Raw genomic sequence first — 374 nt, 5'->3', positions numbered from 1 at the left:
GACGGCACCGGCAGCTCGACCCCGGCCAGCCTGGTCATCGAAATCGTCGACGACGTCCCGCACGCCGTGGCCGACAGCGCCAGCGTGGGCGAGGACAGCGTCACCGCGATCACCGGCAACGTGCTGACCAACGACCTGCATGCCAACGGCCAGCCGGGCGCCGACACCCCGACCAGCTTCGTCAACTGGACCAGCACCACGGCGACGCACGGCACCTTCACCGACCTGGGCGGCGGCAACTACAGCTACCTGATCAACCCGAACGATGCCGCGGTGCAGGGCCTGGATGACGGTGAAACCCTCACCGAAACCTTCACCTACACCATGCAGGACGCCGACGGTGACCCGTCCAGCGCCACGCTGACCATCACCAT

The 374-nt window shown here is 67.4% G+C and carries 1 protein-coding gene; it reads left to right on the top strand.

The annotated features are described in order from the left end of the window. The coding region (locus tag U8L64_RS00040; RefSeq protein WP_333392692.1) for an Ig-like domain-containing protein at window positions 1–374 on the top strand (374 nt) is incomplete at both ends.

Source organism: Pseudomonas sp. FIP_A4, from assembly GCF_036701605.1.
Classification (GTDB): Bacteria; Pseudomonadota; Gammaproteobacteria; order Pseudomonadales; family Pseudomonadaceae; genus Stutzerimonas; species Stutzerimonas phenolilytica.
Note: the sequence above shows the minus strand (reverse complement) of the source record. Positions and strands in the feature narration are given on the sequence as shown.